The following is a 25645-nucleotide window of genomic DNA, read 5'->3' on the forward strand; positions in this document are numbered from 1 at the left end:
GATGGCGCACGACGGCGCACCTTCAACGCCACACGGCGGCGGCGGGTCGGCGCCGGCAACAGGGGCAAGGGACAGAGCTGTCGCAGCTGCGCCGGCGATCAGAAGTCGAGTCATGAGTTCTTTCCGCATTGCAGTCGAGTACCACCTGTGAATCTGCGTAAACATCTGAATTCAGATGACCGGACGGTAGGGGCCGTGGTCCGCGCCGCGTTCGGCACGCGACATGGTGCTCGTCGCCGCTCGCGACGATCGCCACGATCACCCCGATCGTGAGGTAGGGGAACAGCCACATCCGAACCGGCGCACGCTGCCCTGTCGACCGCATAGAACAGCGGGATTCGCCAGATCACGGAGTTGACGGCCTTGCTGATGCCGGTGGTCGGGCCGGGAGACTCGGCCCAGCCACCCAATGCGCGGTCGGAGCATACCGAGAACGAACCCGTGTCGGGGTTGGCGGTCGCCAACTCCCCCAACATCCGCATCACCAGCCCACCAGGGTGCCGGCCAGGAAGTACGAGTCGCCCAGATCACGGGGAGTCAAAACTCAGGTGGTCCGGGGAGCGCGATAGGCGACCATCTCCCGGGACAGCACTCTGCGGATGCGAGGCTCCCGACTGCAGGCGACCGCGAACACGGTTAGCAGCAACCAACTGGTCACTGCACTCGCAAGCACCAGCACGAACGCTGCCCACTGGCCGCCGACGAACTCCGCGGCCGCCGCCTGGCGTGACCACAGACGCCAAAAGATCATCAGGTTGACGGTCAGCCCGACACCGTACGACAGTGCAAAGGAGAACAGGTACGGCTTCCACGTTCCGTCCCGCAGTCTCGCCGAAACCGGTTCGTGCCGAAGCGGATACAGCACCGACAACACGTTTCCGACGCCGAGCCAGATGAATACCATCGTCACCAGCTGGTCGACCATCGCTATCGGATTGCCGTCGTTGGTGACGGTGAGGAAGCCGATCACGGGAAGCGCTGCGACGGTGACCAGGACGGCCATGGCCAGATTCTTGTCCACCATGATGCGCCAGAGCCGTTCACCGCGAGACATGCTGTCGCGGACCCGCTTAGCTTCGCAACACAGTGCGTTGGTGCAGACCACGCTGCCGACGACGGCTGAGAACAGGTAGAGCGTGAGCTGACTGACGTCGTCGTACTCCGACCATCCGCTGAAGTGATAGAAGGTCACCAGCGACAGGCTGATGGCAAGAGTGATGACGAGTCGGACCAGAATCGCCCGCGGTCTGTCCGCGATGACGTGACGCACCTCGTCGACGACCCGTCGTCCGACACCGGACACCGGCGCGACCCGAAGGACGGCGATGCGCCGCGTCGCCCCAGGCGTGGCAACGCTGACGTCCACATTGCGAGCCCGCGCGACTGCGAGGGTTGCCTCGGCCACCGCGGCCCTCGCGAGCACCACCGCGACGACGGCATTTGCGCGTGCCTAGTCGGAAGACGCCGCCAACTCCCTGGTCTACGACAGGGCCACCGCGCCATCCCCGATACGCCACGTCAGTCCAAGAACAGTCAAGATCAGTGATACTAGAGTGACAGAAGTGATAATTGCGTATACGGTCGAAGATTTTCGACCCACCCATCAGGGCAAGGAGCGGCCTTGGACGCCACCGGGAGTACCTCACGGCTGAAATGCCTGGCGGCGTTCCTCTTCGCGCGACGGGCGCCGAGGTCTGCGGTAGCCGTCCTGTTGCTGGCAGCATCGACGTTGGCGGCGTCGCCGATGCCGTCGGCCGCCGCCGCCGACTGCCCGGACATCGAGGTCGTATTCGCCCGCGGAACCGACGAGCCCGCTGGCATCGGCGTCGTCGGCCAGGCACTGGTGGATTCACTGAAACCACTGGTCAAGGGCAAGTCGGTGCGCTCGTACGCCGTCAAGTACCCGGCGTCGTACGACTTTCTGGCGGTCGCCAACGGCGCCAATGACGCCAGCGCCCACATTCAGGCCACCGCGAAGAACTGCCCCAAGACCAAGATCGTGCTCGGCGGCTACTCACAGGGCGCGGCGGTCGTCGACGTCGTCACCACCTCCCCGATCGCCGGACTCGGGTTCAGCACCCCGATGCCGCCGGCCATGGCCGATCACGTCCGCGCCGTTGCCGTCTTCGGCAATCCTTCGGCGCGGCTCGGTCAGCCACTAACGACGCTCAGCGCCCTCTACGGGCCCAAGACCGCCGACATGTGCAACACCAACGATCCCATCTGTTCGTTGGGCAAGGACTTCAACTCTCACGTCCAATACCCACAGTCGGGCCTGGTCAAGAAGGCCGCCCAGTGGATCGTCGACAAACATCTGTGATGGGCCGTCGGTCAGGCTGCGGTCCGAGCCGACCTGAGCCGTTCGCGCCACCACGCGACACCGTCGGGTTCGGACAGCGCATACTGCCGCACGAATTCCGGTTCCGGCGAGGCCGGCATCGGCGCGACGGGCAGGTAGCCGTCGACGGGAACAAGTGAGCGCTGCTTCGCTACGAGGTCGCCGGCCAGCATTGACACAGTGCCTAGGGCGCACGCGAACGGAAGCTCTGCGAGCGCTCCTGCCAACGCGAGGCCGGACGCGAGACCGATGCTCGTCTCCATCGCCGAGGACACCACGCACGGCACGCCGCACTTCTCGGCCAACCGCAACGCGCGCCGCACGCCGCCAAGTGTCCCGGACCGCAAGATGGCGACGTCCGCTTCCCCGGCCCAGGAAACCTCCGCGGCCACCAGGACGTCGACGTTGCGGCGGACGGTCCTCAGATCGTCGACGGTGCGGCACGGCCGGCCGACGTACTCGAGTTCGCCCGCCGTCCTCATGAGTGCTCGGATCGCGATGATGGCCTGTTCGGCGCTCCACATCCCGTTGGCGTCCAGGCGAATTCGGCCGTCGGGGCCGAGCGCCTCACGAACCGCCCCGACACGGGCGACGTCTTCCGCGAGAGAGTCTGGGCGAGCGGCGACCGTGACGTCGGCGGTCCGGCATCCGGAATCGGCGACGATGCCGCGGGCGACGGCGGAACCGACGGCCGGCACGCCGACGGCGATCGGAATCCGGCCGCGCAGTGGGTCCGGCCACCCGACCGTGCCACCCTCGATCGCCGCGGTGAGCCACCGCCCCACGGCGCGGGCGTCACAGTCGGGGGGTGGGCTGAACTCGCCCCAACCCTGCGGGCCCTCGATCAACATGCCTTCGCGTAGGCCCGATCCGTCGCTGATGGGGATGGCGAAGATCGGTGCGCCGTCGAAGTCGATCAGTGCCTTCATCAACAGATAAGTAAACCCTCCGACGTTGGCGAAAGGTCATCGACCCGGCGACCGCCCACCTGGGACGCGAGCAGGCGCAAAATCACCCTCGCATCGGCGTGTCGCGGCTACTCTGCGTCTGCTCGCGCAGGGAACTCGTCGCTCAGTCCTCTTCGGCGGGTCCTGTCGCTCGCTTTGTGTATTCATCTCGCCAAGTCTTGACTCATTCCAGAAAAGCGCGGCATAGTGGATTACGTGACATCGTCGCCGGACTACGCGGAGCAGCTGCGCCTTGCTGATCTTCGCGTGACCCGGCCACGGGTCGCAGTACTCGGGGCGGTGTGCGAACACCCACATGCCGACACCGAGACGATCTTCGACTCGGCGCGGACCGGTCTGCCGGAGGTATCGCGGCAGACCGTGTACGACGTGTTGGCAGCCCTGACGACGGTGGGATTGGTGCGTCGGATTCAGCCGTCCGGCTCTCTGGCCCGCTATGAGTCCCGGGTCGCAGACAACCACCACCACGTCGTGTGCCGGGTGTGTGGTGTCATCGCCGACGTCGACTGCGCCGTCGGGGAGGCCCCGTGTCTGGTCGCGTCCGATGACAACGGCTTCACGATCGACGAAGCCGAAGTCACCTACTGGGGCCTGTGCCCTGACTGCTCCACGTCACACACTTCGGGATCACGCCCGTGATCACAGCCCGATTCACCACTCCCGAAAGGAAATGCTGTGCCTGAGGACACCCCCCCCATCGGAGAGGCTCAGACTGAGCCCGCCGAAAGCGCATGCCCGATGCGCATCAATCCCCCCGTCGAGGGTGGCAGCAACCGCGACTGGTGGCCCAACGCGGTCAACCTGAAGATCCTGCAGAAGGACCCCGACGTCATCAACCCGATGGACGAGGGCTACGACTACAGCGAAGCCGTGCAGACCATCGACTTCGACGAGCTTGCCCGCGATTTCGACGAGGTGATGACCACCTCACAGGACTGGTGGCCCGCCGACTTCGGCCACTACGGTCCGTTCTTCATCCGGATGTCCTGGCATTCCGCCGGCACCTACCGGGTGCAGGACGGCCGCGGTGGCGGCGGTAAGGGCATGCAGCGGTTCGCGCCGCTGAACAGCTGGCCCGACAACGTCAGCCTGGACAAGGCCCGTCGCGTCCTGTGGCCGATCAAGAAGAAGTACGGCAAGAAGCTGTCCTGGGCCGACCTGATCGTCTACGCCGGTAACCGCGCCATGGAGCACATGGGCTTCAAGACCGCCGGCTTCGCCTTCGGCCGCCAGGATTACTGGGAGCCCGAGGAGGACGTGTACTGGGGCGCCGAAGCTGAATGGCTGGGCACCCAGGAGCGGTACGCCGCTGGCGGCGGCGATAGAACCAAGCTGGAGAACCCGCTGGGCGCATCCACCATGGGTCTGATCTACGTCAATCCTGAAGGCCCCGAAGGTGTTCCCGATCCGGTGGCAGCAGCCATCGACATCCGTGAGACGTTCGGCCGCATGGCGATGAACGACGTCGAAACCGCCGCGCTGATCGTCGGTGGCCACACCTTCGGCAAGACCCACGGAAACGGCGACGCCGACCTGGTCGGCCCCGAACCCGAGGCCGCCCCGCTGGAACAGCTGGGTCTTGGCTGGTCCAACCCGCAGGGCACCGGCGTCGGATTGGACACCGTTAGCAGTGGGCTCGAGGTGACCTGGACGCATACCCCGACCAAGTGGGACAACAGCTTCCTGGAGATCCTGTACGGCAACGAGTGGGAATTGGTCAAGAGCCCGGCAGGCGCCAACCAGTGGCGGCCCAAGGACAACGGCTGGGCCAACTCGGTGCCGCTCGCTCAGGGTGACGGCAAGACCCACCCGTCGATGCTGACGACCGATCTGTCCATGCGGCTGGACCCGATCTACGAAAAGATAACCCGCCGCTGGCTGGACCACCCGGAGGAGCTGGCCGAGGCGTTCGCCAACGCGTGGTTCAAGTTGCTGCACCGCGATATGGGTCCCGTCGCACGCTACCTCGGGCCGCTGGTGCCCCAGCAGACCTGGGTGTGGCAGGACATCGTTCCGGCCGGCAACGCCGACTTGTCATCCGATGACATCGCGACGTTGAAGAGCCTGATCGCGGATTCGGGTCTGACTGTCCCGCAGTTGGTTTCGACGGCATGGAAGGCGGCGGCGTCGTACCGCCACAGTGACATGCGCGGTGGTGCCAACGGTGGCCGGATTCGGCTGCAGCCGCAGCTCGGCTGGGAGCTCAACGAGCCCGATGAGCTGGCTCAGGTGATTCGCAAGCTCGACGAGATCCAGGCGTCGTCAGGGATCGGCGTGTCGTTCGCCGACCTCGTCGTGCTCGGCGGCCTCGTCGGCGTCGAAAAGGCTGCCAAGGCCGCCGGATTCGACATCGAGGTGCCGTTCACCCCGGGTCGCGGTGACGCCACCCAGGAGCAGACCGACGTCGAGTCGTTCGCCTGGCTGGAGCCCAAGGCCGACGGCTTCCGCAACTACGTCGGAAAGGGCCTGCAGATTCCGGCGGAGTACCAGCTGATCGACCGGGCGAATCTGCTCAACGTGTCCGCTCCGGAGATGACGGTTCTGATCGGTGGGCTGCGTGTCCTCGGCGCCAACTACCAGGGCTCGAAGCTCGGTGTGCTCACTGACAGGGAGGGCCAGTTGACGAACGACTTCTTCGTCAACCTGCTCGACATGGGCACCAAGTGGGCACCGACGTCCGCTGACGACGGCACCTACGTGGGTACCGACCGGGCGACCGGCGCACAGAAGTGGACCAGCAGCCGGGTCGATCTGCTCTTCGGCTCGAACTCCCAGCTGCGTGCGCTGGCCGAGGTATACGCCGAAGACGACTCGAAGGAGAAGTTCGTCACGGACTTCGTCGCCGCGTGGGCAAAGGTCATGGACGCCGATCGATACGACGTCACCTAGTCACTTCTGCAGCCCGAGGAAAGCACCCCGCGAACCGTCACCGGTTCGCGGGGTGTTCTCGTGGTGGTCACAATGCCCCACGTCCAGCCACCACGAAGCTGTGTACGGCCATCTGCGCGATGATTCGCATGCCGAATTCCATTTCCTGGCGACCTGATTCGCGGGTCTTTCCTACACTCGCGTTTCGCCGTCGGTACCCGCGGCATCGTCTGCGATGATGGCGTGAATGGGTACCCGATGGCAGGACACCGACGCACCTCGCGGCGAGAGCTATGACGCGAGATGGGCGCGGCTCGCCGCATCCGGTGCGAATGTTCACGGCGAGGCCGATTTCGTCGACGACCTAGTGACGGAGGCGGGCGGCAGGCATGTCCTCGATGCAGGCTGCGGCACGGGCCGGGTCGCCATCGAACTGAGCCGCCGCGGACATTCGGTGGTCGGTATCGACGCAGACGCCGGAATGCTCGACGCCGCCAGGGGAAAGGATCCCGAGAGCACCTGGATGCTGGCCGACCTCACAGATCTCTCGGCGAGCGGCGGGGCCAATTTCAACTCCCCCTTCGATGTCATCCTGTTGGCAGGCAACGTGATGATCTTCCTCACCCCGGGAACCGAGGGCCGCGTCGTGCATGGACTCGTCGACCATCTCGCTCCGGCCGGATTCCTGGTGGCCGGCTTCACGATTCGGCCCGACCGTTTGCAGCTCGCGGAGTACGACCGGCTTGCCGATGCGGCCGGCCTCGAGCTCTCCGCGCGTTGGGCGACGTGGGACCGCGAGCCCTACGACGGCGGCGACTACGCGGTGTCGGTCCACCGTAGGGCGACTGTGACAGGGTCGTCGACATGACCACTACACCGGACGATGACATCCCCGAGCTGCACATCGGGGCGGTGTCCCTCGACTGTGCCGACCCTGGTGAACTCGCGGATTTCTACGGTGAGCTGCTCGGGATGACGCGGATCGTCGAGTCTCCCGACGCTCGGATCGTCGCCATCTCCGACGGCACTCACACCCTGGCGATGATGCAGGTAGACGGCTATGTCGCGCCGAGCTGGCCGGATCGAGGCCAACAGCAACAGATGCACTTCGACATCTCCGTGACCGACCTCGACAGGGCCGCCGCCCGCGCGTTGTCGGTCGGGGCGAGGCCGGCCGAGCACCAGCCGGCGCCGGACCTGTGGAGGGTGTTCCTCGATCCGGCCGGGCATCTCTTCTGCCTGACGACCTTCGGCTCGTAGTTGCGGCGGGACGGCGTGGCACAGCACGAGTCGCTAAGCTGGCGCCTCTCGGCGGCTCGAAGACCGGAACGGCTACCAGCGAGGAGTGACCATGGCTGCTGATGCAGACGCCGTGCCCTCGCCCGCCGTCTCGAAGTCCGCCACCGGGCACATCCGGCTGACGTCGCACAGCGGTGGTGTCGGCGCCCTGCAGATCCACTGGGACGCGCCGACGGCGACGGAACGTGGGCCCGTCATCGGCACCACGACCAGCCGGGCGAACCGCAACGTGATCGGCACGCACAGCGGCTCATACAGCGTCTACCGAGCTCTGGCCGTCGCCGCGGGCGCGCTGTCGCGCGAGCACAAGGCCGACCTCACGAACACCGCACCCACCGACGTCATCGGTCCGTACCCGCAGTGGAGCGAACCAGGCAAGATCGTCAGCCTGGACCCCTGGGGCGCCATGGTCGCCGAGGTGTTCGCCGACGAGCTGGCCGCAGGGCACGACATGCGCCCGACCATCGCCGTCACCAAGGCGCACGTGATGCTCCCCGAGGTCGTCGAGGCCGTGCAGAAGGGCAGGCTCTCCCCCGACGGCCGCATCCTGTTGCCCAGTGGCGCCGCGCTGGTGACGAAGGCGGCGATCGAGCCGGTCTGGTATCTCCCCGGGGTGGCGCAGCGGTTCAACTGCAGCGAGACCGACCTACGGCGCGTGCTCTTCGAGGAGACCGGTGGCATGTACCCGGAGCTCGTCACCCGCTCGGATCTGGAGGTGTTCCTGCCCCCGATCGGCGGCCAGACCGTCTACGTCTTCGGCGACGCCAGCGATCTTGCCGACCCGTCGATCGAACTGACGGCCCGCGTGCACGACGAATGCAACGGCTCGGACGTCTTCGGATCCGACATCTGCACGTGCAGGCCCTATCTGACGCATGCGATCGAGGAGTGCATCCTCGGCGCGCAGCGGGGGGGCGTAGGGCTGGTCTCCTACTCCCGCAAGGAAGGCCGTGCCCTCGGCGAGGTGACCAAGTTCCTGGTCTACAACGCGCGCAAGCGGCAGGTCGGCGGCGACACCGCTGATCAGTACTTCGCCAGGACGGAGTGCGTTGCGGGCGTGCAGGACATGCGTTTTCAGGAACTGATGCCCGACGTGTTGCACTGGCTGGGCGTTCGCAAGATCCACCGTCTGGTCTCGATGAGCAACATGAAGTACGACGCCATCATCGGCTCGGGTATCGAGGTCGGCGAACGCGTGAACATCCCCGACGACCTGGTGCCCGCCGACGCGCGGGTCGAGATCGACGCCAAGATGGCCGCGGGTTACTTCACCCCGGGCGTGGTGCCGGGCGACGAGCAGCTGAGGAAGTCGAAGGGCCGCGGGTTGGACGGATGAGCCTCGGCACCTCCCCCGATCTGAACACCGATCAGGCCGACGGCGCGGCGGCGACGCTGCGCAGCACAGTCGCCGTCCGCGAGCGTGCCGCCCATCTGCTTCGGCGGGCGCGCGCCGGTGAATCGCCGTGGTTCGTCGTGCACGATCCATCGATACCGGTCGCGGTGGCCGAGGTCGTTGCGGTGACCCGGCACCGCTACCCCGATCTGAACATCCCGTTCCACAGCCGCTGGCGTCACTTCGAAGCGGGCGGCGTGGACCGCAAGGCTGAACTCGACGAGCGGCTGGCGGCGCTGGATCCGTCGGCGCGGGCCCGCGCCATGATCGACCTCACCGTGGTCAGCGTGCTGCTCGACGCGGGGGCAGGCCCCGACTGGCACTACGACGAGGGGGCGAGCGGACAGCGGTTCGCCCGTTCCGAGGGGCTGGGTGTCGCAACGTGGAACGCCTTCATGGACGGGCTCTTCTCCGGTGACGCGGGCGCCCCGCTGCGGGTCGACGCGCACGGACTGCGCAGTATGTCCACGAGCCGGCTCGCCGAGGCGTTCCAGGCCGAACCGGACAATCCCCTCGTCGGGATCGACGGCCGGGTAGCGCTGCTGCACCGGTTGGGCGAGGCGTTGGCAGGGCAACCCGAGACGTTCGGTCCCCTCGGTCGTCCCGGCGGACTCTACGACCGGCTGCTCCCGCAACAGGGACCTGCGACCATCACCGCGCACGACATCCTCTCTCAACTCCTGGTCTCACTATCGGGAATCTGGTTGGCGGACAACGTGATCGGCGAACATCCGCTCGGTGACTGCTGGCGCCACACGGCCGTGCCGGGGCCCGGCCTGACCGATGGCTGGATGCCGTTTCACAAGCTGTCGCAATGGCTGACGTACTCCTTGCTCGAACCGTTCGAATGGGCGGGCGTCCGCGTGGTGGGCCTGGACGCATTGACGGCGCTTCCCGAGTACCGCAACGGCGGACTTCTCCTGGATTCCGGTGTGTTGCGCATGCGGGACCCGGGATGGGTGCGAAACGCCTGGACGGTCGACGACGAACTGGTGATCGAGTGGCGGGCGTTGACGGTGGCACTGCTCGACGAGCTGGCTCCGCTGGTCCGCGCCGGCCTCGGTACGGATGCGGTGAAAATGCCATTGGCATGCGTCCTCGAGGGCGGGACCTGGGCCGCGGGCCGGGCGCTGGCACAGCGCCTTCGGGGCGGATTGCCACCACTGGTCATCGTCAGCGACGGCACGGTCTTCTAGAGAGATGGCAATGGGCGGCATACACCTGATCGATCACCCACTGGTGCAGCACAAAATGACCCTGCTGCGCCGAAAGGAGGCTTCCACCAAGAGTTTCCGACAGCTGGTCAACGAGATCTCGGCACTGGTGGCCTACGAGGTGCTGCGTGACATCCCGCTGCACGACATCGAGATCGAGACACCGCTGGAGACCATGACCGGACGGGTCATCGACGGCAAGAAGTTGGTCTTCGTCTCGATTCTGAGGGCAGGCACCGGCATCCTCGACGGCATGCTCGACGTGGTGCCGGGTGCCCGTGTCGGTCACATCGGTCTCTACCGCGACCCCAAGACCCTCGTCGCGGTGGAGTACTACTTCAAGATGCCCGGCGATCTGCACGAGCGTGACGTGGTGATCGTCGACCCCATGCTCGCCACCGGAAACTCCGCGGTGGCTGCCGTGGACCGGCTCAAGGAGTGCGGGCCGAAGTCCATCAAGTTCGTCTGCCTACTGACATGCCCCGAGGGCATCGCGGCCATGCAGTCGGCCCATCCCGACGTGCCGATCTACACGGCCGCCGTCGACCGCCAGCTCGACGAACACGGGTACATCCTGCCCGGCCTTGGAGACGCGGGCGACCGGATCTTCGGGACCAAGTAGTCCGCCCCCTGTCATGCCCTACGGGGCAGCTCTGCACCGATGAGCGGGGCGATCTTGTCCGCCATGTACACGTGCCCTGCGTCCGTCGGGTGCACGCCGTCCTGGCCGATGAGGTCGGGCCTGTCGACGAACCAGCGCTGGGCGATCGGATCGACGAAGGTGGCGCCTGCCAGCATCGACTGGAAGGCGAGGATGTCGCGAACCTGCAGGACCGCGGGCGGCACGTCGGCGGTCGGCCACGGCGGTCCGATCACCAGCAGCCGTGCCGCCGGCGCGATGGCGTGTGCCATCGAGAAGGCGTTGTAGACCAGCCCGCTGAGCACGTTGGGGTCGACGCCCTGGTCGTTGCGTGAGCCGTAGAACAACACCAGGGCGTCATCGGGCTTGACCGCCCGCGCCGTCAGCTCGCCGAACTGGTTGCCCTGATCGCCGCGGACCCCGTACCCGGCCCTGCCCTCGGCAGCCACGTCGGAGGCCACCTGCAGACCTTGTTGCGCCAAGGTCTTCCAGGCGCGGACGGGCCACGCATTGGGGCCCTGCCCCCCGATCGCGGTGCCGTTCGTATACGAGTCGCCGACGATCGCCACACGAGTCACCGGCGCTCCGGCGCTCGTGGCGTCGTACGGTGCCACCCGAACGGCCGGTGCGGTGGTCGCCAGCCCCACCAGCAGCGCCAACGAAATGATGAACGTGGTGACGCGTCCCACGGTTGCCCCCATCAACCGGCTCGTGCTCGGAGCGACTTCGGTCGCTCCTCCCGGGGGCCGTGAATCGGCGCCAACGTGCCGCTCACGAGTTCCTCGTGCTCCTCGACGTGTGTTTCCGTGACCGGTGGCTTGCGTTCACCGACCATTCGGCGCATCCAGACCCTGGCGGGCTCCTCCACGAAGTGGTACAGCAGGACCGCCAACGCGATGGCCACCACGATCAGGCCGACGAACACGAGTTTGGCCGTGATACTTGGCTCCAGCACGATCTGGTACTGCGCCATGATCCAGAGCCATGCCGTGTGCACCAGCTCGTGCACCATGTAGAGCCCAAACGAGATCTGTCCCCCGTAGACGAGCAGCCTGGTGGAGAGCACGCGGGGCAGCGATCCCGCGCCGATCGCCAAGGCCACCACCAGCGGCATGAACAGCACGTCGACGAGGCCGAAGTCGTCGCGAACGGTCGGCAGTGGATGCGCGTCGAACAGATAGAGCGCGCCGACGATGGCGGCCACGAGGAGCAGTGAGACGTACCCGGCGACGCGCCGAGTCCGGTCGCTCAGCTCGAGCTTTCGCACGGCGGCGCAGGCCAGAGCGCCGACGGTGAACTGCAAGACGATCCGGGGCAGCCAGCTCCACGGCGTGTAGAACTGTCCCCCCGACGCCACCAGTAGCAGCACCGGGGGCAGCGAGGCCGCCAAGGACAGCAGGAGCAGACCCCTGGCCCTCGTGGCGCGGTCGATCCGGAAGATCACCAGCACCAGCAGGCCGAACAGCAGGTACGCGAGCCACTCGGCACTGATGGACCAGGCCGGGCCGTCCCAGCTCGAGCCGTCGAAGAACGGCTGGACCCACAGCTGCACCATCACCAGCTGACGGATGTAGCTGGTCGCCGTAAGCGTGCCGGCCTCGGGCGACGGGAAGTCCCCGACGTTGAGCGTGAAGATGATCCACAGCGCGGCGAGGTGCATGGTGACCAGGTAGAGCGGCCACACCCTGGCCAGTCGGAGCCACAGGAAGTGCAGCGTGGCTCTGGTCGACCACGTCTGCCCCATCCGCTCGAGATAATTCCACGTCAGGACGAACCCGCTGAGGATGAAGAAGAGGTCGACGCCCTGGGCGCCGCAGTCGAGAATCGGCTTCAGCGCGTCGTATAGAGGCGGTGACGCCGTCTGCAGCATCGGCCTGAAGTGAAACAGGACCACCCAGAGTGCGGCAACGATGCGCAGGCCGGACAAGGACCTGATCTCTCCGGTGCGCACAACACTCTTTCCGTGGCTCTGGCTGTTCTCTTCGCGTGTGATCCGCGCCGTTGCGTCAGCCGGCCGTGCGGTCGGCGACCGGCCACCGGCTCATGGCAGGGTAACAGCGCTGCGGACGCTCCGGCATGTTCGCCTCGCTGTGGGGTTCCTGAATACGTCCAATTGGCCACTCCGCGAGAATGTCTCGGTCTGCGTCGCAGGGGTTTCGGCAGCGTCGAAATCGCCGGGACCTCGCCATGGTGGTCAGCCCACGATCTCCACGAAACTTCCATGCTTTCTCCAAGTCGCACGCCCGACTTCGGTCCAAGCTCAGTTACATGCAACCGAACAGGATCCGTGGCCCATTTGTCTCACTGGCCGCCGTCGCCGCACTCGGCGGTGGCCTCTGGTGGCTCAACGTCTCGCAGGAAGTCGAGGTGGCGCCGTCACCGTCAGCCGTAGCGCAGTCCACGACCGCGGCGGCTCCACCGCTCGGCACTCCGCCACCCGTCACAGCGCCACGCGTGAATTTTCCCGCCGCGGCGAAATACGCGGGCAGCATCCCGACCAAGAGCGGAACTATCACCCTGGACATCACGGTCGCCGGCCGCGAGGCCACCGCCTACGCATGCGACGGCGACTCGTTGGAGGCGTGGTTGCGGGGCAGCGCAGGAGACGGCGCACTCGCGCTGGTGAGCAAGGACGGAGCGAGCCGCCTGGTGGGCCGACTGCAGGGCGGGTCGGTGGTCGGGACGCTGTGGATCGGTGCGAAGAAATGGGAATTCAGCGTTGCTGACGTCGATTCGTCGTACCCAAACGGGGAGGACGGCGATGGCGTCGCTTGAGACCAGGCCCATTCGGACGGGAGGAACGCCGATCGCAGTCGCGCTGCTGGCCGGTTCGCTGATCGCGGTGGCGCTCGGGGTGTACGGCAAAGTCCATGACCCGCAATTCTTCTCGGTCAACGTGGCGGGCTTCTCCAGTGGCACCGCCGTGAAGACGTGGATGGCCACGCTGGCGCTCGGGCTGGCACTCTTCCAGTTCGCCTCGGCCTTCGCGATGTACGGCCTGCTTCCGCGCGGCCGGAGTCCGTCGTGGATGCGCACCGCACACGTCTGGTCAGGACGGCTGGCCGTGCTCACCAGCGTTCCCGTCGCGGTGCATTGCCTCTACGCGCTCGGATGTCAGGCGACCGACGCGCGGGTGCTCTTCCACTCCCTCTTCGGTTGTTTCTTCTACGGTGCGTTCGTCGCGAAGATGCTGCTGCTCACGCGCAAGGGTCTTCCCGGCTGGGTCATACCCATCGCGGGCGGGCTGGTATTCTTCGTGCTGGTCTTCATCTGGCTCACGTCGTCATTCTGGTTCCTGCAGACCAGCGGGCTCACTTTCTAGGTTCCCGTTCCCCAACGCCCCACGGGGCCACAATCGTTGACGACCGTGCACAGCCCGGCACGGTTCGGCATCACTACGGCCAGAAGGATCCCCTCGCCATGCTCAAAGAATTTCGTCCGCGACGCAGAACGGTCATCGTCGGCGCAGGCCTCGGCGCCCTCGCCACGGCAGTGGCGGCGTGCAGCACCTACGGCAAGTCGCCTGCGGGTTCGGAGGCGGCGAGCACGGCCGCTGGCTCCGGAGCGTCGGGCACACCGGGGTCCGGTCCCCTCGCCAAGACGACGGCCGTGCCCGTCGGGTCCGGCCTGATCGTCGACGACGTCGTCATCACCCAACCCACCGCGGGGGTCTTCAAGGGCTTCTCAACGGTGTGCACGCATGCCGGTTGCCACGTCTCGGAGGTGACCGACGGGAAGATCGTCTGCCCGTGCCACGGCAGCAAGTTCAATCTCGACGGCTCGGTAGACCACGGTCCGGCGAAGAAGCCGCTGGAGGCGAAACCCGTCTCGGTACAAGGCGATTCGATCGTAGCGGGCTGAGACTTCAGAGCCAGGGCGCTACCCGGCCGCGTTCGGTTTGAGCGGAGGGCAGTTGCCCCGAGCGTCGAGGGCGAGCTCGAAGTGCCAGATCTCGTTGGCATAGATCTGACACAGACCGAAGCGCGCACCGTTGTGAATCATCCAGCCGTCCGCGTTGATGGGGCCGACGTCCACCGCCTTGCCGAGCACGTGCATCGACACGTCGGGGGATGCGACGAACTGGCTCGCAACGTCCACGCTGCCGTAGGTGGCGACCGCATCGTCGAAGAGCCGCTGCTGAAATCCCTTGGAACGCCAGCCCGAGGTCAGCTTCACGTCGACGCCGTCGGTGGCTGCGGCTTTGGTGGCCTCCTGGATGGCGTTGACAAGCGATGGATCGAGCAGCCCGACGACGGGATTCTTGACGTCGAACGGCGAGACCATCTGGCCATCGGGAATGGACCCACCGGTGGTGTCGACGCCAGCCGTCCCGATCGAGAGGGCGTCACCGTCGGGGGTCGAGCTGCTCGAGGACGGGCGCGCCGCCGGCCCGACGGCCAGCGGTTCGGCGGCGATGCCGGAACCCAACGACGACACGGACGGCAGGGCGGCGACCCGCTCCACCGGCGTGCACGCCATCAGCATGGCGCTCAGCCCCAGGGCGGTCACGACCGATCCGCTCACCGCCTGACGCATGCGATGAGCGTATGCGTCGCGCGACCTGGTCCACGCCGCGGAGCCCGAAGGTACCCGGTACAGGGGCTCGCCGCGCTGTGGCAGGCTCATGAGTCGTGGATCTCCCGCGCCCCGATCGAGCGCTCCCCCACCTCGCCGACGTGGTTCCGTCGGTCCTGGCGGCGATGGGCGCACCGGACTTCGAGCGCCGCATCCCCCTGCCCGACGGACTCTCCGGCGCATGCGTGCTGCTGATCGACGGGCTCGGCGCCGAGCTGCTCGACCAGCACTCCGAGGACGCCCCGGTGTTGTCCGCGCTTCGTGGGCGGACGCTGAGCGTCGGCTTCCCGTCCACGACCGCGGCCGGACTTGCCGCCGTCGGAACCGGCTGCCGCAGCGGTGAGCACGGAATGGTCGGCTACACCTTCAGGTTGCCCGGCGCCGGTGTGGTCAACGCCCTGCAGTGGCGGCCGCATCCCTGGGGAGAGGACCTACGCGACTCGGTGCCACCCGAGCGGGTGCAGCCCCTGCCGACGGTGTTCGAGAGGGCGGCGTCGGCGGGTTTCGCGGTGAGCGTCGTATCGAAGGCACAGTTCGCCGACTCCGGGTTGACCCGTGCGGTGCTCCGCGGAGCCCGATACGTCGGCGTCCATGGACTCGGGGACCTCGCTGCGGGTGTGCAGGAGGCGATCGCGGGCCGGGGCTTCTGCTACGGCTACCACGGCGACCTCGACCTCCTCGGCCACCTCCACGGGCCGGGTTCGCTGGCGTGGCGCCTACAGCTGCGGCAGGTCGACCAGCTGGTGGCGTCCGTGGTGGAGAGCCTGCCGCTCGGCGGTCTGCTGGCCGTCGTCGCCGATCACGGCATGGTGGGCGTCGCAGACGCGGACCGGGTGGACATCGACGGCAGCGCGGCATTGCTCGACGGTGTCGCCGCGATCGGCGGGGAGGCACGCGCACGGCACGTCTATACCGACGACGGGGCCGCCGAGGAAGTGCTGGCGGCCTGGCGGGAGATACTCGGCGACCGGGCCTGGGTGGTGTCACGCGACGAGGCCATCGCCGCGGGCTGGTTCGGCGAGCGGATCGCCGACGACGTCCGGCAGCGGATCGGAGACGTCGTGGCCGCCGGCCGCAACGCGACCGTGATGGTGCGCCGCACGGTGGAGCCCGTCGAGTCGGCGCTCATCGGACACCATGGCTCACTCACCAGCGCGGAGCAGCACGTCCCCCTCCTGCTCGCCTACGGCTAATCTCTTGGCCGTGATCGTGCTGCTGCCGCCGTCGGAGACCAAGCGCGACGGAGGCGACGGTCCGCCCCTGCGCCTGGAGTCGTTGACCTCGCCGGAACTGGGTCCGTTGCGAGGCGCTCTCATCGACGAACTCGTCGCGTTGACCGCCGACCGTCCCGCCGCCCGACGGGCGCTGGGCATCTCCGCGTCGCAGGACGGCGAGATCGATCGCAATGCCGCGCTGCGCACCGCCCCGACGATGCCTGCCATCTTGCGGTACACCGGTGTGCTGTACGACGCTCTGGACGTCGAATCCCTGCGTGGCACAGCCGCTTCGCGGGCAAGGTCGCGCCTGGCCGTCGGCTCAGCACTGTTCGGTCTGCTTCGCGCGGAGGACACCGTGCCCGCCTACCGGCTGTCGGCCGGATCGAAGCTTCCCGGCGGTGCGACCCTCGCCGCCAGGTGGCGGGCCGTCCTGGAACCCGTGCTGGCACGGTTGGCGACCGAGGAGTTGATCGTCGACCTCAGGTCGGGTTCCTACGCAGCGCTCGGCAGGCTGCCCGGTGCCGTCGACGTCGACGTGGTCGCCGAGCATCCCGACGGGAGACGGACCGTGGTCAGCCACTTCAACAAGGCCCACAAGGGCAGGCTGGCCAGGGTGCTGGCCTCGAGCAGGTCCGAACCCGACGACGCGGCGGGGGTGGCCGTACTCGCCCGCCGGGCGGGCATGCGCGTCGAGCGGAAGGGCAACGAGTTGGTGGTCGTGGTCCCAGGCGGGTAGGCCTAGCCTCGATTCTTCGTGCGGCCAGGCCGGTATTGATCGCCGAGGTGGCGCAGGCCGCGTTCGCTGCATCCGCCCAGCGGTTCGCCGACAGTGCGAGTCGCTCGGCTCTCGCCGGAATCGTCGAGATGTTTCTCGCAACAGCTCATCGGGAGCACCGGACGGTGGTTGCCCCTCGGTCGCGTTGAGCGCCGCCATCGCACGAGGCGACCGCAGGCTGCAGCGTGCCTATGGTGACGGGATCAGGGCAGTGCTCGCGACCGTCCAATCGGCCTTGACCGACGACGAAGACCCCGAAGCCTTGAACGGAGAGGCGATGTCAGTGCTGGCCGAATTGGTCGGCGCGATCACCATTGCGAGAGCAACGGCGGCCAATGACCCCGACCTTTCACTTGAGGCGCTCACTGCAGCACGGGACGCGATCATGGCACGACACATTGCCCCTGCAAACGCGCCGGGTGGTCACCAAGGCCTTGCACCCGAACAACATTGACGCCATTCAGGGATGACGGTTCCGCCCTTCTCGCTGAATCAGGTTGCGGCAGTGAGACGCTGGGCCTGCAGGCCAAGGACGACCAGGACGGCGTCGAGCAGAGGCGTGCGGCCGATGGGTCCAATGACGTCTCCGAGGAGGCAGGTGAGCACGGCAGTCGTGGTGATGAAGGCGACCTTGTTCCACATCGCGGACACGACCCTGGGCATCCCGGTCCGTACGAACCGGTCGACGTAGCGACCTTCGGTCGGGCGCTCGCCATGCAGGGCGCTACGCCGTTTCTCATCCAACATCTGAGCAACGTGGCACAGGACTACCGCAACGGCATCTTTGCCGGCGCCGACGGCCTCGTCGAGGCGATAACCGGCAGGGCCGCAATGACCGTGGAGGAGTTCACGAACGCCAACCGTGAAGCCTTCGAACGCCCTGGCCAGGAGGCGTCCTGGGAGGAACTGCGCAGTGGCGGATGGCACGTCCACTTGGCTATCGCTGGCCCGAGGCCTCACTCGGCGGAGGCGCACCGACGAGGCCTGTCGCGGACTGGCCCCAGCGGTCGAGGTACACGGCCTCGCGCAACGGGCGGCGGCGCACCTTGCCGTGTCGACCCTTCGGCCAGCCCACGACCACGTGTCCGGCGAGCATCCAATCATCCGGCACACCAACGGCTTCCCGCAGCAACTGCTCACCCCCGTAGGAGGCCCAACTGGTGAGGCAAGCGCCGAGACCCTGTGCCCTGGCGGCGAGCAGAAAGGTCTGCATGGCCGGGAAGATCGAGCCGCCGAGCAGGAGTTCGGATGCCGTGGGGAAGCGCTTCTGGGTGAACAGCACGGAGGCGAACTCCGCGGCCCGGTCGTGCAGTTCGTAGGTGGCGCGGTTGTTGCGGGCCGAGCGGCTGTCGTCATCGGCGGCTGGGCGGGTCATGCCATAGACCGGCTCGATCACTTCCAGGGCGTTGGCCGCGGCCCTCGCGACGACGGCGCGCTGCTCGGGCGAAGTGAGCACGACGAACTTCCAGGCCTGCGCATTGGCCCCCGACGGCGCCCACGTCGCCGCCTCGAGGCACCGGTTCACGGTGCTGTCGTCGACGGGACGTGTCGAGAAGCGACGTATCGTGCGGGCGGTCGACATCACCTCCCAGACGTCGTTGCATGCTTCCGACATTGGGCTACAGCGTCCCGAACAATTCGATGGAGTTTCCGTCGGGGTCGGCGATGAACATCCATCCCATCCCGGGCACCGGCGCGAATTCGGTGGGAGGCTCGACGATCTCGTAGCCCGCGGCTGCGACCTTGGCGGCGACGTCGCGGAGGTCCCGGACGCCGATCGTGAAGTACCGCAGCCCCGCCTGCGCCCGACCGCCGCCTGGAGATGCGGGCAACGGTGGCGGCGTCGAGTAGGTGACGAGCTTCAATACGCTCGCACCCAATGCGTATCTGCGCTGCGATCCGTCGGCGAACTCGATCTCGCCCTGCGGCTCGAGCCCTAGGAACCCCTCGTAGAACCCGACCATCGCATCGAGGTTCGTGGTCACCAGACCGATCTCCACACTGGGGCTCAGTAGGTCCAAGATCACCGCCACTACCTCGAATCGCCGTCGGTGGTTGCCACCATATGCGTATCGCGAACGGCGCAGTGGTCGGACGGGAGTTCGGGATGCAGACGTTCTGGCGGCGATGGGGTGCCGAACAAGACCCGGTGGGGGATCTCGGGGAGTCGGATTTCCCGCCGCACACAGTCTTCTGACAGACTGTCCGGTGAGGGGAGTAATCCTTCGTCACGGTGTCGTCATCACGTTGTCCATCGTTGGGCAGCCGGTGCCGTGGACCGCACTCAGTGCGGTGGCAGAGACCTCGGCCGTTTGTCGACGTCCGGAGGCAGTCACTTTCATGCAAGTCACGCAGATCGAATGGATCGTCACCCTCGGGGTGACCATGGCCGTCCTGCTGTTCGACATCATCTTCATCGCACGCAGGCCCCACGAGCCGACGTTTCGCGAGTGCGCGATCGCGTTGACGGTCTACATCGGACTGGCCGTGGCCTTCGGAGCCTGGGTCTGGTTCTCGCACGGCAGCCAGTTCGGCGTCGAGTTCTTCGCGGGCTGGCTGACTGAATACAGCCTGTCCATCGACAACCTGTTCATCTTCTTGATCATCATGGCGAGCTTCAACGTGCCGAAGAAGTACCAGCAGGAAGCGTTGTTGGTCGGCATCATCCTGGCGCTCATATTCCGCGGCATCTTCATCGCCCTCGGCGCGGTGGCGATCGAGCAGTTCTCCTGGATCTTCTACATCTTCGGCGCATTCCTGGTGTACACCGCGGCCAAGCTGGTGCGCAACACCGACCACGACGACGACGCGGAGAACACCGTCGTCAAGTTCGCCCGCAACCACCTGAGCCTCACCGACGAGTGGCACGGCCTCAAGCTTTGGATCAAGAACAACGGCACGCGTCTGATGACGCCGATGTTCCTGGTCATCGTGGCGCTCGGCACCACCGACCTGCTGTTCGCGCTGGACTCGATCCCCGCCATCTACGGCCTCACCAAGGAGCCGTACCTGGTGTTCACCGCCAACGTCTTCGCGCTGATGGGCCTGCGGCAGCTGTACTTCCTGCTCGGTGACCTGCTCAAGCGGCTGGTCTACCTGTCTCAGGGCCTCGCGTTCATCCTGTTCTTCATCGGCGTGAAACTGGTGCTGCACGCGCTGCACGAGAACGAACTGCCGTTCATCAACGGTGGCGAGGGCGTGCCGGTGCCGGAGATTCCGACGTTGCTGAGCCTCGGCGTCATCGTCGTCACCCTGATCATCACGACTGTCGCCAGCCTCTACAAGACCCGGGTCGCCGACAAGAAGCCGGACCCGATCGAGGAGCCAACCTAGCGCCGTCGAGTTGCCGAAACCGATGTCAGGCTTCAAGATCCGCACTAATGGACTCCCTACACGCCGGCCAGCTGGCAGAAACCGATGCCCTCGGTCAGGCTGAACTCGCCGCATCGGGTGAGCTAACGGCGGTCGAACTGCTCGAGGCCGCGATCTTCCGGCTCGACGCAGCACGACAGCTCAATGCCGTCATCACCGACCTGTTCGACCGTGGTCGAGCCCAGGCCAAGGCGCTCGACGACGCCGGGGTGTTGCGCGCTGGAAACGCGGGCCCACTGGCCGGAGTTCCGTTCCTGCTCAAGGACCTGGGGGCGTCCCTGGCCGGGACGCCAGAGGCGATGGGTTCGCGGGCGCTGCGCACACACGTCGCAACGGAGTCGGCATGGATCGTGGAGCGGTATCTCGATGCCGGGCTTGTCGTGTTCGGCAAGACCAACACCCCCGAATGGGGCAACCACTGCACCACCGAGCCACTGCTGTTCGGCCCGACGGTCAACCCGTGGTCGCCCGACGTCACCCCTGGCGGGTCCAGTGGCGGGTCGGCCGCGGCCGTGGCGGCGGGCGTCGTGCCCGCGGCGTCCGGCGGGGACGGCACCGGCTCGATCCGGGTGCCCGCAGCGTGCTGCGGGTTGGTCGGGCTCAAACCGCGTCGCGGGCGCAGTTCGTTCGCACCGGACGGCGGCCAGGGCATGGAGGGCCTCGTCAACGGTCACGCGTTGACTCGTACCGTGCGCGACAGTGCGGCCCTCCTCGACGTCATCGCCGGATCGGCCACCGGTGACCCGTACTCGACGCCCCGTCCCGGCACTCCGTTCCTCGAGGCCATCGCCGAACGGCCTGCGGGCAGGAGGATCCTGACCACCACGGATTCGCCGTTCCCGGGGACGCCCACGCATCCGGACGTCGTCGCCGCCGTCGAGTCTTCTGCCCGCTTGCTCGACGAGCTCGGACACCACGTCGACACCGGCGCTCCGACGTTCGATCCCGACGCGGTCGCGACCGCCATCGCCGTGCTCCACACCGTCAGCAACGCCGAACTGCATGCCTTCGCGGCGCGTCACCTCGGCCGCGAGCCCGAAGAGGACGACTTCGAGCCGAGCACCTGGGTGATGATGCGGGAGGGCTTCACCACCACCGGCGTCGCATACGCGGAGGCGATCGGAGCGGTCCACGCCCAGACCCGCCGCTTCGCCGCGGGGATGGCGGCCCACGACGTGCTGCTGGTGCCGACACTGCTCACTCCCCCGCCGCCCTACGGCTTGCTGAATCAGCCACGCGGCACCACCCGGAAGTTCTTCGACGTCGAGTTCGCGACGACGGGCTGGACCACGATGGCGAACGTCACCGGCTGGGCGGCGATCTCGCTGCCCCTTGGCGTGACGTCGGAGGGGCTGCCGATCGGTGTTCAGCTGATGGCAAGAGACGAGACGGTCCTATTGCAGCTCGCGGCCCAACTGGAGGCGGCCGCCCCGTGGGCCGGCCGGCTGCCGGTGGGCTGGGTCGGCTAGCCGAATCTGCTAGTCCGGCAGAACTTTTGCCGCTTCGGGCTCTTGCGGGATCCTCGCCGTCAACGTCGTACCCCCGCCCGGCGGGCTCGAGACGTCGAGGCGACCCGACACCGCCTCGACCCTGTCCCTTAGGCCGACGAGACCGGAACCTCCGCCTGCGGACGTAGCACCGCCGACACCGTCGTCGGCGACCTCGATGTGAAGCTCATCCACCCCGAGCCCCACCCGGATGGTGATCCCCGCCGCGTGAGAATGCTTCGCGGCGTTCGTCAGGGCTTCGGCGACCACGTAGTACGCCGCCACCTCGATGGGCTCGGGAAGTCGGCGATCCACGTCGACGTCGACGCTGACCGGCACCACCGAGCGTCGTGCAAGGGCTCTGAGCGCCGGTCCGAGCCCGCCCTTGGACAGAATCGCCGGATGGATGCCACGCGACAGTTCCTGCAGGTCGGTGTACAGGTCCGCCAGGCCGTTGATCACGTTGTCGAGCTGCTTGCGGACCGTCTGATCCTCTTGTGGCACAGACGCTTCGACGGTACGCAAGCCGAGCCCAAGCGCCACGACGCGTTGCTGTGCGCCATCGTGGAGATCGCGCTCGAACCTCCTTCTGGCCTGGTCGGACGCGGCCACGATGCGGGCCCGCGACGCCTTGAGCTCGGCGCGGGTCTCCGCGTTGGCGATCGCCGTCGAAACCAGGTCGGCGAAGTCACAGATGCGTTCCTCCGTGCCGTCCGGCATCCGCTCGGTGCGCACCGAGCCGATGATCAGGGCACCCCTCGGCACTCCGTCGATGGTGACCGGTGCGCCTGCGCCGGAACGGAGTCCGAGGCCACGCATCCGGTCGGCGATGGTCCCCTCGACACTCTCGTAGTCGTCGATCCGCGCGGTCGCGCCGGTACGCCGGATCCGGCCGCTGATGCTCTCCCCGTCCAGCGGAAGCCGTTCGCCCGTCCGCAGGGTCTCCCTTCCCGGCCGGTCTTGCGCGGCCAGCACGGTGCACGACTGGTCGGACTCGAACCGAACGAGCGTGACGTGTTCGACGTCGAGCCCACGGGCCAACTCGGTGACGGTGACGGGATAGACGTCGGCGGGATCGGCGCCCCTTGCCACCAGTGTGGCGACCCGGCGCAACGCGGCCTGCTGTTTGGCCAGCGCATCCGCTTGGCGGCGACGCTGTTCGGCCTCGGCGGCGCGCAGCCGGGCCTGCCCCGCCAGCACGTTGGCCAGCAGGGCCAGCGGCAGGAAGACGAACAGTGCCGCCGCCACGCCGTCGAGGTGGAAGTACAGGTAGACCAGGGTGCTGGCGAGCGACGTCGCGATCGCCAGACCGATGTTCCAGCCCGCGGACACGACGAGCACCCCGAGCAGGAAGATGGCCCCGAATGCGTTCTCGGGGGCCACCCGCGTCAGATACAGCACGACCAACGTCTCGGCGGCGAGGAACGTGACGGCGACGACGATGCCCCAGCCCAGCGGGCGTGCCGTCGGCCGGAGCACCATGGCAAGCAGGCGGGCGCGAAGAACCGGCCACCGGCCAGCGGGTTCGTCGGCGGAGGTGGTTGGATACTCGGTCATCGCACCGGATGCTAGTGGGTTTCGCGGCAAACATTCCGGCTAGCGGTAATGCTCGCGGTGCGACGGGCTGTCAAGCTCGTCTAGTGATGTTCTCCCTGGGTGTCTCGTGCGCTGTCTGATCGTTGACGACAGTGCTGACTTCCGTGACGCCGCGATCGACATGCTCGAGCGCGCGGGGATCGACGTCGTCGGGGTCGCGTGCAGCGCCGACGAGGCTCTGAGCCGTTACGCCGACCTGCGCCCGGACGTCACCCTGGTGGACGTCGAACTCAACGGCGAGAGCGGTTTCGACGTCGTGGAACGGCTACACGGGACGGACGGCCCGGCGCCCTCGGTCATCCTGATCTCGACGCACTCCGAACAGGACTACGCCGAAATGATCGCCGACAGTTCAGCATTGGGATTCCTGGCCAAGTTCGCCCTGTCGCCCACCGCGATCAGAGGCATGCTCGACGCGCTCCCGTAGCGGCGCTCACAACGAGTCCAGGTACATGATCACCGCGCGGACCCGGCGGTGCTCGTCTTGCGTCTCGGGCAGATTCAACTTCGTCAGGATACTGCGGACGTGCTTCTCGACGGTCCCTTCGGTGACCCAGATCCGTCCCGCGATGCCGGAGTTCGACAGACCCTCCGCCATGAGCGTCAGCACTTCGCGCTCACGGCTGCTCAGGGCGTCGAGCGGGTCGTCGCGGCGGCGGGCGGACACCAGTTCCTGAACGAGCGCAGGGTCGACGACGGAGGCGCCGCCTGCGATCCGTCCCACCGTCTCGACGAAGTCGTCGACGTTGGTAATCCTGCTCTTGAGCAGGTAGCCGATCGAGTGACCTCCTGCCAGGAGCTCCATGGCGTGGTCGACGTCGACGTGCGCGGAGAGCACGAGGATGGCGATGTCGGGCCACTGTTCCCTGATGGTCTTGGCCGCGTCGAGGCCCTCCGTGTCGTGCGAAGGGGGCATGCGGATGTCGGTCAACACCAACCCCGGCTGCCGGTCCCGCACCATGTCGACCAGCTCGACGGCATTGCTCGCCTGACCGATCACGTCGAACCCCGATCGGTCGAGCAGGCTGGCAAGGCCCTCACGGAGGAGGACGTCGTCTTCGGCAACGACCACGCGTACGACACTCATCCGGACGATTCTCGCATCCGCCCAGCCGTTTCGTGTGAGCTAGCGTTGCTGAAGCGGCGCTGATCGCCCAAACCTCCATGCGACACTTTGCGCATGGTCATGCCAATCGCACGTCCCAAGCTGGAAGGCAACGTCGCCGTCGGGGACGATCGCCAGATCGGATTCGCCGAGTTCGGCGACCCGCAGGGCCGCGCGGTGTTCTGGCTGCACGGAACCCCTGGAGCGCGCCGCCAGATTCCGGTGGAGGCCCGCGTCTACGCGGAGCGCGAGAACATCCGGCTGATCGGCATAGACCGTCCGGGCATCGGCTCCTCGACGCCTTACCAGTACCCGAACGTACTCGCGTTCGCCGAGGACCTGCGCACGATCGCCGACGTCCTCGGGATCGACGAAATGGCCGTCATCGGGCTCTCCGGCGGGGGGCCGTACGCCCTGGCCTGCGGCGCGGCGATGCCAGACCGCGTCGTGGTGGCCGGGGTCCTCGGCGGCGTCGCGCCGACGGTCGGACCGGAGGCCATCAGCGGCGGTTTGATGTCGCTGGGCTCGGCGGTGGCACCGTACATGCCTTTCATCGGACTGCCGCTACGGCTCGCGGCGGTCGGACTCATTCAGCTCATCCGTCCCCTCGGTTCGCGGGCCGTCGACATGTACGGCCGCGTCTCACCGGAGGGTGACCGTCGGCTGCTGGCGCGACCGGAGTTCAAGGCGATGTTCCTCGACGACCTGCTCAACGGCAGCCGCAAACAGATGGCAGCACCGTTCGCCGACGTCGTCGTCTTCGCGAAGGACTGGGGATTCCGCCTCGACCAGGTCAAG

General features: G+C 67.1%; 28 protein-coding genes. 18 read left to right on the top strand and 10 right to left on the bottom strand.

Annotated elements, in window-relative coordinates:
- Positions 1 to 544 precede the first annotated feature (544 nt).
- Entirely contained in the window at positions 545 to 1426 is an 882-nt protein-coding gene (locus tag QOI01_RS32875; RefSeq protein ID WP_526387879.1) for an ABC transporter permease, read from the bottom strand.
- 318 nt (positions 1427 to 1744) lie between these two features.
- Between QOI01_RS32875 and QOI01_RS32880 the strand changes: the two genes are divergently transcribed.
- A complete protein-coding gene (locus tag QOI01_RS32880) occupies positions 1745 to 2320 on the top strand; it encodes a cutinase family protein (protein ID WP_526387932.1) in 576 nt (191 codons plus the stop codon).
- 11 nt (positions 2321 to 2331) lie between these two features.
- Here QOI01_RS32880 and QOI01_RS32885 read toward each other — a convergent pair whose 3' ends face one another.
- Positions 2332 to 3267 carry an enolase C-terminal domain-like protein gene (locus QOI01_RS32885; RefSeq protein WP_526387881.1) on the bottom strand — a complete coding sequence of 312 codons (936 nt, stop codon included), beginning with the start codon at positions 3265 to 3267 and terminating at the stop codon, positions 2332 to 2334.
- A gap of 234 nt (positions 3268 to 3501) precedes the next feature.
- Between QOI01_RS32885 and QOI01_RS32890 the strand changes: the two genes are divergently transcribed.
- The 7 genes from QOI01_RS32890 (at position 3502) to upp (ending at position 10702) form a co-directional block, all read left to right on the top strand.
- Positions 3502 to 3945, top strand: a complete 444-nt coding sequence (locus QOI01_RS32890; RefSeq protein ID WP_526387883.1) for a Fur family transcriptional regulator — start codon at positions 3502 to 3504, stop codon at positions 3943 to 3945.
- Positions 3946 to 3981: 36 nt separating this feature from the next.
- Positions 3982 to 6195 (top strand): catalase/peroxidase HPI, encoded by a 2214-nt coding sequence (gene katG / locus QOI01_RS32895; RefSeq protein ID WP_526387884.1) that lies wholly within the window; start codon positions 3982 to 3984, stop codon positions 6193 to 6195.
- A 226-nt stretch (positions 6196 to 6421) separates the two neighbouring features.
- On the top strand, positions 6422 to 7042 hold the full coding sequence (locus QOI01_RS32900; protein ID WP_526387886.1) for a class I SAM-dependent DNA methyltransferase: 621 nt from the start codon (positions 6422 to 6424) through the stop codon (positions 7040 to 7042).
- Positions 7039 to 7434 carry a VOC family protein gene (locus QOI01_RS32905; protein ID WP_526387888.1) on the top strand — a complete coding sequence of 132 codons (396 nt, stop codon included), beginning with the start codon at positions 7039 to 7041 and terminating at the stop codon, positions 7432 to 7434. The genes QOI01_RS32900 and QOI01_RS32905 overlap by 4 nt, the downstream gene beginning before the upstream one ends.
- A 91-nt stretch (positions 7435 to 7525) precedes the next feature.
- Positions 7526 to 8809, top strand: coding sequence for a GTP cyclohydrolase II (locus tag QOI01_RS32910; RefSeq protein WP_526387890.1), 1284 nt, complete (start codon positions 7526 to 7528; stop codon positions 8807 to 8809).
- Positions 8806 to 10062 (top strand): DUF1688 family protein, encoded by a 1257-nt coding sequence (locus QOI01_RS32915; protein WP_526387892.1) that lies wholly within the window; start codon positions 8806 to 8808, stop codon positions 10060 to 10062. Before QOI01_RS32910 ends, QOI01_RS32915 begins: the two co-directional genes overlap by 4 nt.
- A gap of 10 nt (positions 10063 to 10072) precedes the next feature.
- The gene (gene upp / locus QOI01_RS32920; RefSeq protein ID WP_526387894.1) at positions 10073 to 10702 is read left to right on the top strand and encodes a uracil phosphoribosyltransferase; all 630 of its coding nucleotides are present in this window, start codon (positions 10073 to 10075) and stop codon (positions 10700 to 10702) included.
- Positions 10703 to 10713: 11 nt separating this feature from the next.
- On the opposite strand, the gene QOI01_RS32925 is transcribed toward upp, so the two are convergent.
- Entirely contained in the window at positions 10714 to 11421 is a 708-nt protein-coding gene (locus QOI01_RS32925; RefSeq protein WP_526387896.1) for an Rv0518 family GDSL lipase, read from the bottom strand.
- On the bottom strand, positions 11421 to 12671 hold the full coding sequence (locus tag QOI01_RS32930; RefSeq protein ID WP_526387898.1) for an acyltransferase family protein: 1251 nt from the start codon (positions 12669 to 12671) through the stop codon (positions 11421 to 11423). Before QOI01_RS32930 ends, QOI01_RS32925 begins: the two co-directional genes overlap by 1 nt.
- Positions 12672 to 12988: 317 nt before the next feature.
- On the opposite strand from QOI01_RS32930, the gene QOI01_RS32935 reads away from it, so the two are divergent.
- The 3 genes from QOI01_RS32935 (at position 12989) to QOI01_RS32945 (ending at position 14581) form a co-directional block, all read left to right on the top strand.
- A complete protein-coding gene (locus QOI01_RS32935) occupies positions 12989 to 13495 on the top strand; it encodes a hypothetical protein (protein WP_526387900.1) in 507 nt (168 codons plus the stop codon).
- A complete protein-coding gene (locus QOI01_RS32940) occupies positions 13482 to 14042 on the top strand; it encodes a DUF6529 family protein (RefSeq protein ID WP_526387902.1) in 561 nt (186 codons plus the stop codon). Before QOI01_RS32935 ends, QOI01_RS32940 begins: the two co-directional genes overlap by 14 nt.
- Before the next feature lie 98 nt (positions 14043 to 14140).
- On the top strand, positions 14141 to 14581 hold the full coding sequence (locus tag QOI01_RS32945; protein ID WP_526387904.1) for a QcrA and Rieske domain-containing protein: 441 nt from the start codon (positions 14141 to 14143) through the stop codon (positions 14579 to 14581).
- An 18-nt stretch (positions 14582 to 14599) separates the two neighbouring features.
- Here the strand turns inward: QOI01_RS32945 and QOI01_RS32950 are convergent, their stop codons facing one another.
- On the bottom strand, positions 14600 to 15256 hold the full coding sequence (locus QOI01_RS32950; RefSeq protein WP_526387906.1) for a M15 family metallopeptidase: 657 nt from the start codon (positions 15254 to 15256) through the stop codon (positions 14600 to 14602).
- A 95-nt stretch (positions 15257 to 15351) separates the two neighbouring features.
- Here QOI01_RS32950 and QOI01_RS32955 point away from each other — a divergent pair, with 95 nt between their 5' ends.
- The 3 genes from QOI01_RS32955 to QOI01_RS32965 all read left to right on the top strand — a co-directional run bounded on the left by QOI01_RS32955 (position 15352) and on the right by QOI01_RS32965 (position 17741).
- Entirely contained in the window at positions 15352 to 16488 is a 1137-nt protein-coding gene (locus QOI01_RS32955; RefSeq protein ID WP_526387908.1) for an alkaline phosphatase family protein, read from the top strand.
- 10 nt (positions 16489 to 16498) lie between these two features.
- Positions 16499 to 17248 (top strand): peroxide stress protein YaaA, encoded by a 750-nt coding sequence (gene yaaA, locus QOI01_RS32960; protein ID WP_526387910.1) that lies wholly within the window; start codon positions 16499 to 16501, stop codon positions 17246 to 17248.
- A 274-nt stretch (positions 17249 to 17522) separates the two neighbouring features.
- Complete coding sequence (locus tag QOI01_RS32965; RefSeq protein ID WP_526387912.1) at positions 17523 to 17741, top strand: hypothetical protein; 219 nt, start codon at positions 17523 to 17525, stop codon at positions 17739 to 17741.
- A gap of 38 nt (positions 17742 to 17779) precedes the next feature.
- Here QOI01_RS32965 and QOI01_RS32970 read toward each other — a convergent pair whose 3' ends face one another.
- Genes QOI01_RS32970 through QOI01_RS32980 form a run of 3 tightly spaced genes read right to left on the bottom strand, consistent with a single transcriptional unit; the run spans position 17780 to position 19320 of the window.
- The gene (locus QOI01_RS32970) at positions 17780 to 18214 is read right to left on the bottom strand and encodes a hypothetical protein (RefSeq protein WP_526387914.1); all 435 of its coding nucleotides are present in this window, start codon (positions 18212 to 18214) and stop codon (positions 17780 to 17782) included.
- Between the two features lie 10 nt (positions 18215 to 18224).
- Positions 18225 to 18902 carry a nitroreductase family protein gene (locus QOI01_RS32975; protein ID WP_526387916.1) on the bottom strand — a complete coding sequence of 226 codons (678 nt, stop codon included), beginning with the start codon at positions 18900 to 18902 and terminating at the stop codon, positions 18225 to 18227.
- Positions 18903 to 18906: 4 nt separating this feature from the next.
- The gene (locus QOI01_RS32980; RefSeq protein WP_526387918.1) at positions 18907 to 19320 is read right to left on the bottom strand and encodes a VOC family protein; all 414 of its coding nucleotides are present in this window, start codon (positions 19318 to 19320) and stop codon (positions 18907 to 18909) included.
- A gap of 307 nt (positions 19321 to 19627) precedes the next feature.
- Here QOI01_RS32980 and QOI01_RS32985 point away from each other — a divergent pair, with 307 nt between their 5' ends.
- Complete coding sequence (locus tag QOI01_RS32985; protein WP_526387920.1) at positions 19628 to 20620, top strand: TerC family protein; 993 nt, start codon at positions 19628 to 19630, stop codon at positions 20618 to 20620.
- 47 nt (positions 20621 to 20667) lie between these two features.
- On the top strand, positions 20668 to 22128 hold the full coding sequence (locus QOI01_RS32990) for an amidase (protein ID WP_526387922.1): 1461 nt from the start codon (positions 20668 to 20670) through the stop codon (positions 22126 to 22128).
- 9 nt (positions 22129 to 22137) lie between these two features.
- Here QOI01_RS32990 and QOI01_RS32995 read toward each other — a convergent pair whose 3' ends face one another.
- The gene (locus tag QOI01_RS32995; RefSeq protein ID WP_526387924.1) at positions 22138 to 23703 is read right to left on the bottom strand and encodes a GAF domain-containing sensor histidine kinase; all 1566 of its coding nucleotides are present in this window, start codon (positions 23701 to 23703) and stop codon (positions 22138 to 22140) included.
- A gap of 106 nt (positions 23704 to 23809) precedes the next feature.
- Here QOI01_RS32995 and QOI01_RS33000 point away from each other — a divergent pair, with 106 nt between their 5' ends.
- A complete protein-coding gene (locus tag QOI01_RS33000) occupies positions 23810 to 24169 on the top strand; it encodes a response regulator transcription factor (RefSeq protein ID WP_526387926.1) in 360 nt (119 codons plus the stop codon).
- 6 nt (positions 24170 to 24175) lie between these two features.
- Here the strand turns inward: QOI01_RS33000 and QOI01_RS33005 are convergent, their stop codons facing one another.
- The gene (locus QOI01_RS33005; RefSeq protein WP_526387928.1) at positions 24176 to 24829 is read right to left on the bottom strand and encodes a response regulator transcription factor; all 654 of its coding nucleotides are present in this window, start codon (positions 24827 to 24829) and stop codon (positions 24176 to 24178) included.
- Positions 24830 to 24922: 93 nt separating this feature from the next.
- On the opposite strand from QOI01_RS33005, the gene QOI01_RS33010 reads away from it, so the two are divergent.
- A partial coding sequence (locus tag QOI01_RS33010; RefSeq protein ID WP_526387930.1) for an alpha/beta fold hydrolase occupies positions 24923 to 25645 on the top strand: 723 nt, incomplete at its 3' end.

It is taken from the genome of Mycobacterium sp. (assembly GCF_032162605.1).
In the GTDB taxonomy this organism is placed as follows: Bacteria; Actinomycetota; Actinomycetes; order Mycobacteriales; family Mycobacteriaceae; genus Mycobacterium.

Excerpts from the sequence above, each read along its gene's own strand:
- QOI01_RS32935 (WP_526387900.1), top strand. The coding sequence starts at position 12,989 with ATGCAACCGAACAGGATCCGTGGCCCATTTGTCTCACTGGCCGCCGTC.
- QOI01_RS32940 (WP_526387902.1), top strand. The coding sequence starts at position 13,482 with ATGGCGTCGCTTGAGACCAGGCCCATTCGGACGGGAGGAACGCCGATC.
- QOI01_RS32985 (WP_526387920.1), top strand. The coding sequence starts at position 19,628 with ATGCAAGTCACGCAGATCGAATGGATCGTCACCCTCGGGGTGACCATG.
- QOI01_RS32975 (WP_526387916.1), bottom strand. The coding sequence starts at position 18,902 with ATGTCGGAAGCATGCAACGACGTCTGGGAGGTGATGTCGACCGCCCGC.
- QOI01_RS32905 (WP_526387888.1), top strand. The coding sequence starts at position 7,039 with ATGACCACTACACCGGACGATGACATCCCCGAGCTGCACATCGGGGCG.
- QOI01_RS32945 (WP_526387904.1), top strand. The coding sequence starts at position 14,141 with ATGCTCAAAGAATTTCGTCCGCGACGCAGAACGGTCATCGTCGGCGCA.
- QOI01_RS32900 (WP_526387886.1), top strand. The coding sequence starts at position 6,422 with ATGGGTACCCGATGGCAGGACACCGACGCACCTCGCGGCGAGAGCTAT.
- QOI01_RS32915 (WP_526387892.1), top strand. The coding sequence starts at position 8,806 with ATGAGCCTCGGCACCTCCCCCGATCTGAACACCGATCAGGCCGACGGC.
- QOI01_RS33005 (WP_526387928.1), bottom strand. The coding sequence starts at position 24,829 with ATGAGTGTCGTACGCGTGGTCGTTGCCGAAGACGACGTCCTCCTCCGT.
- QOI01_RS32990 (WP_526387922.1), top strand. The coding sequence starts at position 20,668 with ATGGACTCCCTACACGCCGGCCAGCTGGCAGAAACCGATGCCCTCGGT.
- upp (WP_526387894.1), top strand. The coding sequence starts at position 10,073 with ATGGGCGGCATACACCTGATCGATCACCCACTGGTGCAGCACAAAATG.
- QOI01_RS32880 (WP_526387932.1), top strand. The coding sequence starts at position 1,745 with ATGCCGTCGGCCGCCGCCGCCGACTGCCCGGACATCGAGGTCGTATTC.
- QOI01_RS32950 (WP_526387906.1), bottom strand. The coding sequence starts at position 15,256 with ATGCGTCAGGCGGTGAGCGGATCGGTCGTGACCGCCCTGGGGCTGAGC.
- QOI01_RS32885 (WP_526387881.1), bottom strand. The coding sequence starts at position 3,267 with ATGAAGGCACTGATCGACTTCGACGGCGCACCGATCTTCGCCATCCCC.
- QOI01_RS32910 (WP_526387890.1), top strand. The coding sequence starts at position 7,526 with ATGGCTGCTGATGCAGACGCCGTGCCCTCGCCCGCCGTCTCGAAGTCC.
- QOI01_RS32995 (WP_526387924.1), bottom strand. The coding sequence starts at position 23,703 with ATGACCGAGTATCCAACCACCTCCGCCGACGAACCCGCTGGCCGGTGG.
- QOI01_RS32925 (WP_526387896.1), bottom strand. The coding sequence starts at position 11,421 with ATGGGGGCAACCGTGGGACGCGTCACCACGTTCATCATTTCGTTGGCG.